The following is a 7627-nucleotide window of genomic DNA, read 5'->3' on the forward strand; positions in this document are numbered from 1 at the left end:
CCAAACTGATCGTGAACAACCCCTCCGAGATGCCGGACCCCACGAAGATGGACCGCATCGAAGAGCCCTGGATCCGTGCACAGATCATCACCAAGCCCGATTACATCGGCAATATCATGACGCTCTGCCTCGGCAAGCGCGGCATCCTCCTCAACCAGAGCTACCTCACCACCACGCGCGTGGAGCTCATGTTCGAACTGCCGCTCACCGAGATCGTGTTCGACTTTTACGACAAACTGAAATCCCAGACCCGCGGATACGCCTCTTTCGACTATACGCCGATCGGATTTCGTGAAAGCGATATCGTGAAGATGGACATCCTGCTCAACGCGGAAAAAGTGGACGCCCTCAGCGCCCTGATCCACCGCAGCAGGGCACATGATTTCGGCCGCAAGCTCTGCGAAAAACTGAAAGAGCTCCTCCCGCGTCAGCAGTTCCTCATCGCCATCCAGGCCGCCATCGGCGCCAAAATCGTGGCAAGGGAGAACATCTCCGCCATGCGTAAGGACGTAACCGCCAAATGTTACGGCGGCGACATCTCCCGTAAACGCAAACTGCTGGAGAAACAAAAAGAGGGTAAGAAGCGCATGCGCCAGATCGGAAGCGTGGAAGTACCTCAGGAAGCGTTCCTGGCCGTACTTAAACTGGATGATTAATCCCCCTGAACATATCATTTGTTCCTGGAGCGGCGGAAAAGACAGCTGTTTTGCACTGATGACCGCCGTAAAGCAAGGGCATAAGCCCGTAGCGCTCCTGAACGTATTAAACGAGAACGGGCAGATTTCCCGCTCCCACGGCCTGCCGCCCTACATACTGAAGCAGCAGGCCGCGGCGCTGGGGCTGCCCGTTTTGCTGCAACCTGCTTCCTGGCAGGATTATGAAACGCACTTCGTACAATCCCTCCGGCAACTCAAATCCTCCCACCAGGCCACTGCCGCCGTTTTCGGCGATATCGACCTGCAGCCGCACCGCGACTGGGAAGAGAAAGTCTGTGCCGCCGCTGGCCTCAAAGCGCTCTTGCCCCTCTGGCAGGAAGAGCGGAAAGTACTGGTATACCGCATGCTGGAACAAGGCCTCAAATGCATGATCGTTTCCTGCAACGATACGCTGGGAGCCGGTTTCCTGGGGCGGCAGATGGACGATGTGCTCATCGCCGACCTGGAAGCCGCGGGCGTTGACGTGTGCGGCGAAAACGGGGAATTCCATACCCTGGTCACGGATTGCCCGCTGTTTGCCATGCCGTTGCAGGTGCCGCCGGCTGAAAAAGTGCAGCATGAGAACTACCATTTCCTGCAATGGAATAGAAGCTGAGATAACTAATGGGAAATAAAAAAAGCGGTCCGGGTGCTATACCCGGACCGCTTTTTTTATGCGTCAGCAGTTGCCTGCTATGCGATCGTTGTTGCTTTTTCACGAACGAACACCGGTTTCAGCACTTCGTAGGCGCCGAAGAGGAGGGCGCTGTAAAATACGTTGCCCATGATGGTGTTAAGCGCGAAGCTGCCGAACAGGTCCTGCTTGTAGAAGGGGATGGCGGACCAGTAGCAGGTCAGCAATCCGCTCAGGGTGTGCGGGTACATGTCGCGGAAAAGGAAGGTGCCGAGGTTGGACATCAGGAAGAAGATCACGCCTGAAGCAACGGCGCCGAGGAATACCCGGCCTGCGGTTACCTTGCGGATGCGGGTGCCGATGAAGGTCACCAGCATAAACCCGGCGTAAACGAACAGCATTTCGCCGCCATAAACGCCCTGGATATTGGTAAAGAAATGAAAGAAAAGGTCGCTGAGGAACAGGGATACCAGCGGCACGGCGTACGCGTACTTCTTGTCTTTCAGCATTACGCCGGCGAAGAGCGCGCCTGCGCCCATGGCGGTGAAGTTGTAGATCTCGAAATAGTTGGTCACCAGCCGGCCCAGTACGCTGATGAAAATCAGTACGGCCACCAGGATGATATTGGATAAAGTTTCTTTCTTCATAAATGCGCTCGTTTGCTTGTTACAAATATAAAAAATTATGGGATAGCCGCCTTGAAAATCACCAGATCCGATTCGCAAACAACATTGTATGCCGTACCGTATGGCACGAAGAGCGTAGCGCCTTTGGCAAGGGCGAGGGAATCGCCGGGGCCCTGGGCGGAGCCGGTGCCGCTGAGGACGATCCAGGTTTCCGGTGCTTCGGAAGTGTGTCTATACGTTTGGCCGGGTTGCAGGGAAATGCGGCTCAGCACGAAATCGGGTGCGGGCGTGGGATAGATACGTTCCTGTCCGTCGTGGATGAGCTCGCCTTTGAGGATGTTCGGATGTACGGGCTCGAAGCGGGTGTGCTTCAGGAGCTCGGGTACGTCGATGTACTTGGGCGTGAGGCCGCCGCGGAGCACGTTATCCGAATTGGCCATGAGCTCGGCGTTCTGGCCTTCGAGATAGGCGTGGGGGATGCCGGCGTCCTGGAACACGGCGTCTCCCGGTTGGGCATACACGATATTGAAGAAATAGATGGAGAAGATGCCGCGGTCGAGGTTGTTGATGCCTTGCGGATCGTTGTCGATGGCGCGGCCGGCCCAGAATGCGGGGTCTTCCTTTTGGAGGGAGCCTTCGCGGTAGGCGGGGAGGATGCGTTCGGCCAGGGGGCGCAGGAGTTTGTTCACCTCTTCCTGCGGTAATTCCATCACTGTTTTATACAGACCGAAGTATCCGTCTTTTTCGAAGACGGGGAGGAGGGGCGCGAACTCGGGAACGGCGGTCAGCACCTGGCGGAGCTTCGTTTCGGGGAGGAAGCCATGGAGGAGCCAGAATTCGCTCAGGGCCACCATGATCTCCGGTTTGTGGTTGGCGTCTTTATAATTGCGGTTGGGTGCGTTCAGGGGGATGCCGGCTTCATTCTCGCGCGCGAACCCTTTCTCTGCTTCCGATTTGGTGGGGTGCACCTGGATGGAGAGCATATCTTTCACGTCGAGGATTTTGAAGAGGTAGGGCAGTTCGCCGAAGCGTTGCGCGGCGGTGGCGCCGAGGGCGCCGGCGGGGTCTTCGGCAATCCAGGCGTTGAGGGGCTGCGGCTTGGCAGCCTGGAGCAAGGAAGGAGCGCTTTGGTGGGCGCCCATCCAGTACTCGGCGCTGGGCTGGTCGGTTACGGGCTGGCCGAGCAGTTCGGGGATATACCGGAAACCGCCCCAGGCGTAATGTTGGACTTTTCCTGTCAGGTAGAATACATTCGGATCTCGCATACTTTTCCTTTATTAAACCGTAAAAATAGGCAAAAACGCATGTCTTGCGACCATACACTTGGGAAATTGGGGGAACAACTGGCCGCGGAGCACCTGGAAGCCAATGGTTACGCGATCCTGCACCGCAACTGGAAGGCGGGGCGGAAGGAGATCGACATCATCGCCCGAAAAGGCAAAATAATCGTTTTCGCTGAAGTAAAAACCCGCAGTTCGAAGTACTTCGGGATGCCGGAGGAGGCGGTGGGGTGGAAGAAGGAAGCGCACCTGCACAAGGTGGCCGGTCATTGGCTGGAGCGCTTCGGGCAGGGGGTGAAAGATATCCGGTTTGATATCCTGTCGGTGTTCATCCTGCCCGGCCGGCCGCCGGAGATCCTTCACCTGGAGGATGTGTTCTGATGGCGGTAAAAATGGCTTTTAGGTTACGGGTAGATGAAAGACGGATTTGAAGTAGATTGCCAGTAAGTTTGATCCGCCGGGAGGATGCGGCACTGGCTCAGTACAGATACAGTAGGGATACCGTACTGTAACCGTACTAAAAAGATGTAGATGCAATGGTAAGGGTTCCTGATAAGTTACGGCGGCGCCTTGCCGAATGGTTAATGCAATCGATTTTCAGCCGCCCGCTTAACTTGGAGTTAACAAAATTGCCATATGAAAGAATTTAAATAGTTGTATATTTGGGCATCCAATCTAACCATCTCCTGTAAAAGAACCGCAATCAGCCAAAATGGTTCTTTATGCTTTACTGGAGTTTATTATTTTTCATCCATATACACCTGACCTACCCGCCGCAGCCGGTGGTGAACAACGGCCAACTACGGATTCAGGTCCCATCGCTGGAAACACATGCCGGAATGATTCCCTGTACGATCTACAACGGGCAAAACCAGCCTGTCAGGATCATACCGCTGGAAGGAGGCCACCGCAAAGGCGTGTACACCATCCGGCTCCACACACTGCCCGAAGGCGAGTATTCGCTGCAGTGCGGTGCATATCAAACAAACTTCCGGCTCAGCCGGCCATGATATTATCATTACTATCATCATCCCCCCAAACAGAGATCCTCCCCCTAAAAAGGGAGGACTTTGTAATTTAAGCGTCTCCCCAATAAAAAAAAGTCCCCCCGGCCGGGAGGACTTTCCTATCAAAAAATTGTACTTACAAACCGTCTACCAGCACTTCATACAACTTCACCTTCAGTTCTTCCAGCTGCACATTTTGCACCAACTGCCCGTCCTGCGCATAAGAGATCGTCCCGCGTTCTTCCGATACGATGATCGCCAGGTTGTCGCTGTGCTCCGTTATGCCCACCGCGCTACGGTGCCGCATCCCGATCCGTGTAGGCAGATTAGGGTTCTCCGACATGGGCAGGATCACTTTCGCCGCCAGGATCTTGTTGCCGACGATGATCAAGGCCCCGTCGTGCAGCGGACTGTTCTTTTCGAAAATACTTTCGATCAGCTTGGCGCTCACGTTGCCGTCGATCGCGATGCTCGACGCCGTGTCGAATTTCACGCGGTAGGTAGTGGAGATCACGATCAGCGCGCCGGTCTGGCTCGCGGCCATATGCCCCGCCGCCACGATGATCTCGTTGATGATGTTCTCTTCTTCCTTATAACTTTTGAAGCGGTCGGGCAGGAACAGTTTGGTTAAAAAGGAATCCTTGCTCAGCGGCGTCTTCTTTCCCAGCACCAGCAAAAACTTCCGGATTTCGGGCTGGAAGATGATGATGATGGCGATGAGGCCGATGTTGATGAAATTCTCTAAAATATTGGTGAGGATCGGCATCTGGAGGGAACGCACGGCGAAATACGCCGCATATACCATCAGCAGTCCGATAAAGATATTGAAAGCGAGGCTGCCTTTCAGCAGGCGGTACAACTGGATGACGAGAAAAATCACAATCAGCAGGTCCACTACATTCAGCCATCGAAACTCAAATCCGTAAAATTGATAAACATCCTTCATAGCTGTAAAAATAGAAATATTTGGCAACTACGCGCCTTCCATGAAAGAAACGATGCGAACCGCTTCCACGGCCGCTTTCACATCATGCACCCGTAAAATGTGCGCACCCCGCTCCAGGGCGGCCGCATGCAGTACCGTGGTGCCGTTCAGGGCTTCGGCGGGGGTGTTGCCTAACAATTTGTAAACCATGGATTTCCGGGAAACGCCCACCAGGATCGGGGCGCCGGCGAGGTGGAGCAGCTCCATCCCGCGGAGCAACTGATAGTTATGCGACAGGGTTTTCCCGAACCCGAACCCCGGGTCGAGGATCACATCGTGGATGCCCGCGGCGCGGCAGGTTTCGGTTTTGCGGATGCAATAGTCCAGCACTTCCTGCACCACGTCTTCGTACTGCGGGTTCTTTTGCATGGTGGCCGGCGTGCCCTGCATATGCATGGCGATAAAGGGCGCCTGCAGCGCGGCCACGGCAGGGATCATTTCGGGGTCCATATCACCGGCGCTGATGTCGTTGATAATCGCAGCCCCGGCCAAAATGCACTTTTCGGCCACAGAAGCGTGATAAGTATCTACCGAGATCACGGCTTCGGGGAACTTGTATAAAATGGCATGGATGGCGGGCACCAGGCGCGCGGCTTCTTCGGCGGCGCCTACTTCCGGGGCGCCCGGACGGCTGCTTTGCGCGCCGATATCGAGGATGGCGGCCCCGTCGGCCAGCAGGGCTTCGGCCCTTACCACGGCTTCGTGCAGCTCACGGCTGCGGCTGTCCGAATAAAAGGAATCGTCGGTTACGTTGATGATCCCCATCACGAGGGGCTCCGCCAGGCTCAGCAACTTTCCCCGGCAACGGATGGTGAAATCTTTCCGTAATGATGTACTTTTGAAACGCAAGCGGCTATGATTATTACAGTGATATATCGCCCGAATTTACGCAATTTAAACCAGCAATTGAATGACATACCAGCAGGTGATCGACAGCAGTAAGGACATTTTCATCAAGAAGACGAAAGACTACGGCACTTCCTGGCGCGTACTGCGCCCCATTTCCATCGTAGACCAGATCTTCATCAAAGCCCAGCGCATCCGCACCATCCAGGAAACCGGCGTGCAAAAGGTGGCCGACGATATCGCCGGCGAGTTCCGCGCCATCGTTAACTACGGCGTCATCGCCCTCATCCAGCTGCAATTGCCTGCCGACGATATCTATACCGACCTTCCGGCCGATAAAGTGTCCGTTTTATATGACGAACAGGCCGCCTCCATCCGCACCGTGATGGAAGCCAAAAATCACGACTATGGCGAAGCCTGGCGCTCCATGAGCCAGGAATCCTTTGTGGACCTCATCCTTACCAAGCTCCTCCGTATCAAACAGATACTGCGCAATGATGGCAAGACCCTCATATCCGAGGGGATCGACGCCAATTACGTCGACATCGTCAACTATGCCGTTTTCGCCCTCATCCTGCTTGAAGAAAAGCATTAACATTCCTATCTTTAACCACTATGAAACCAATCATCTCCATTTTTCGCATCGTTGTAGGGGTGCTGTTCATCTTTTCCGGGCTGATCAAGGCCAACGATCCGTTGGGCCTCAGCTACAAGATGGACGAATTCTTTGAAGTGCTGCACATGCATTTCATGATCCCCTTTTCCCTGACCCTTTCCCTGGTCATGAACGCTTTCGAGATCATCGCAGGCTTTGCCGTGCTCATCGGCTACCGCATGCGCTTCTTCTCGTTCCTCTTATTGCTCCTGATCATCTTCTTCACCTTCCTGACCGGCTTCGCCCTCTTCAGCGGCCTGATCCGCGAATGCGGCTGCTTCGGCGACTGCATCAAGCTCACGGCCGACCAGTCGTTCTGGAAAGATATCATCCTGCTGGTGATGATCCTCGTGATCTTCATCTACCACAAACGCATTCAGCCGCTCTTTGCGCCGAAAGTCAACGCCGCTATCATGGTCTTCGCCGTGCTGGTCCCGGTAGTGCTGCAATGGTACACGCTGTCGCACCTGCCCATCGTGGATTGCCTGCCTTATAAAGTCGGCAACAACATCCCTGAAAAGATGAAAGCCCCTCCCGGCTCCACGCCCGACGTGTACGAGACCGTAATGATTTATGAGAAAGACGGCAAACAGCAGGAATACACCACCGAAAACTATCCCTGGCAGGATACCACCTGGGTGTTCGTGGACCGCAAAGACAAGCTCATTAAAAAAGGCAACGCCGAGCCGCCGATCAAGGATTTCATCCTGAACGACTTCAACGGCAACAATATGAACAGCGGCGTCCTGAACGAGCCCCTGCCCATGTACCTCTTCCTCGTGCTGGACGTAACCAAAGCCGGTAAAGGCTGGGAAGAGAAGATGCAGGCGTATGAAAAGCAGGCGGCGGAAGGGAAGATCGTGCTGATGGGCGTAACCAGTTCCAGCCAGGCTGCCGTG

The 7627-nt window shown here is 54.9% G+C and carries 9 protein-coding genes and 1 pseudogene; 6 read left to right on the plus strand and 4 right to left on the minus strand.

Annotation, left to right across the window (positions count from 1 at the left end; all coding sequences use genetic code 11):
• Together Q0510_RS13300 and Q0510_RS13305 are read left to right on the plus strand one after the other, a co-directional pair.
• Nucleotides 1-656 (plus strand): annotated as a pseudogene (locus Q0510_RS13300) (elongation factor 4); the annotation flags it as partial.
• Nucleotides 649-1311 carry a diphthine--ammonia ligase gene (locus tag Q0510_RS13305; RefSeq protein ID WP_298712466.1) on the plus strand — a complete coding sequence of 221 codons (663 nt, stop codon included), beginning with the start codon at nucleotides 649-651 and terminating at the stop codon, nucleotides 1309-1311. The pseudogene Q0510_RS13300 and the gene Q0510_RS13305, both read left to right, overlap by 8 nt.
• Nucleotides 1312-1388: 77 nt before the next feature.
• Here Q0510_RS13305 and Q0510_RS13310 read toward each other — a convergent pair whose 3' ends face one another.
• Both Q0510_RS13310 and manA read right to left on the minus strand, forming a co-directional pair.
• Nucleotides 1389-1976, minus strand: a complete 588-nt coding sequence (locus Q0510_RS13310; protein ID WP_298712469.1) for a DUF6580 family putative transport protein — start codon at nucleotides 1974-1976, stop codon at nucleotides 1389-1391.
• Between the two features lie 35 nt (nucleotides 1977-2011).
• Nucleotides 2012-3220 (minus strand): mannose-6-phosphate isomerase, class I, encoded by a 1209-nt coding sequence (gene manA / locus Q0510_RS13315; protein ID WP_298712472.1) that lies wholly within the window; start codon nucleotides 3218-3220, stop codon nucleotides 2012-2014.
• 39 nt (nucleotides 3221-3259) lie between these two features.
• Here manA and Q0510_RS13320 point away from each other — a divergent pair, with 39 nt between their 5' ends.
• Nucleotides 3260-3616 carry a YraN family protein gene (locus Q0510_RS13320; RefSeq protein WP_298712474.1) on the plus strand — a complete coding sequence of 119 codons (357 nt, stop codon included), beginning with the start codon at nucleotides 3260-3262 and terminating at the stop codon, nucleotides 3614-3616.
• A gap of 341 nt (nucleotides 3617-3957) precedes the next feature.
• Entirely contained in the window at nucleotides 3958-4245 is a 288-nt protein-coding gene (locus Q0510_RS13325) for a hypothetical protein (RefSeq protein WP_298712477.1), read from the plus strand.
• Nucleotides 4246-4378: 133 nt separating this feature from the next.
• On the opposite strand, the gene Q0510_RS13330 is transcribed toward Q0510_RS13325, so the two are convergent.
• Together Q0510_RS13330 and folP are read right to left on the minus strand one after the other, a co-directional pair.
• Nucleotides 4379-5188: a diadenylate cyclase gene (locus tag Q0510_RS13330; protein ID WP_298712479.1), complete on the minus strand. Its 810-nt coding sequence runs from the start codon at nucleotides 5186-5188 to the stop codon at nucleotides 4379-4381.
• A 27-nt stretch (nucleotides 5189-5215) separates the two neighbouring features.
• Nucleotides 5216-6076 carry a dihydropteroate synthase gene (gene folP / locus Q0510_RS13335; RefSeq protein WP_298712482.1) on the minus strand — a complete coding sequence of 287 codons (861 nt, stop codon included), beginning with the start codon at nucleotides 6074-6076 and terminating at the stop codon, nucleotides 5216-5218.
• A gap of 61 nt (nucleotides 6077-6137) precedes the next feature.
• On the opposite strand from folP, the gene Q0510_RS13340 reads away from it, so the two are divergent.
• Nucleotides 6138-6668, plus strand: coding sequence for a DUF1599 domain-containing protein (locus tag Q0510_RS13340; protein ID WP_298712485.1), 531 nt, complete (start codon nucleotides 6138-6140; stop codon nucleotides 6666-6668).
• 20 nt (nucleotides 6669-6688) lie between these two features.
• Nucleotides 6689-7627: BT_3928 family protein (locus tag Q0510_RS13345; protein ID WP_298712488.1), on the plus strand; the 939-nt coding region annotated here is incomplete at its 3' end.

This window comes from uncultured Chitinophaga sp., from assembly GCF_937874145.1.
GTDB lineage: Bacteria > Bacteroidota > Bacteroidia > Chitinophagales > Chitinophagaceae > Chitinophaga.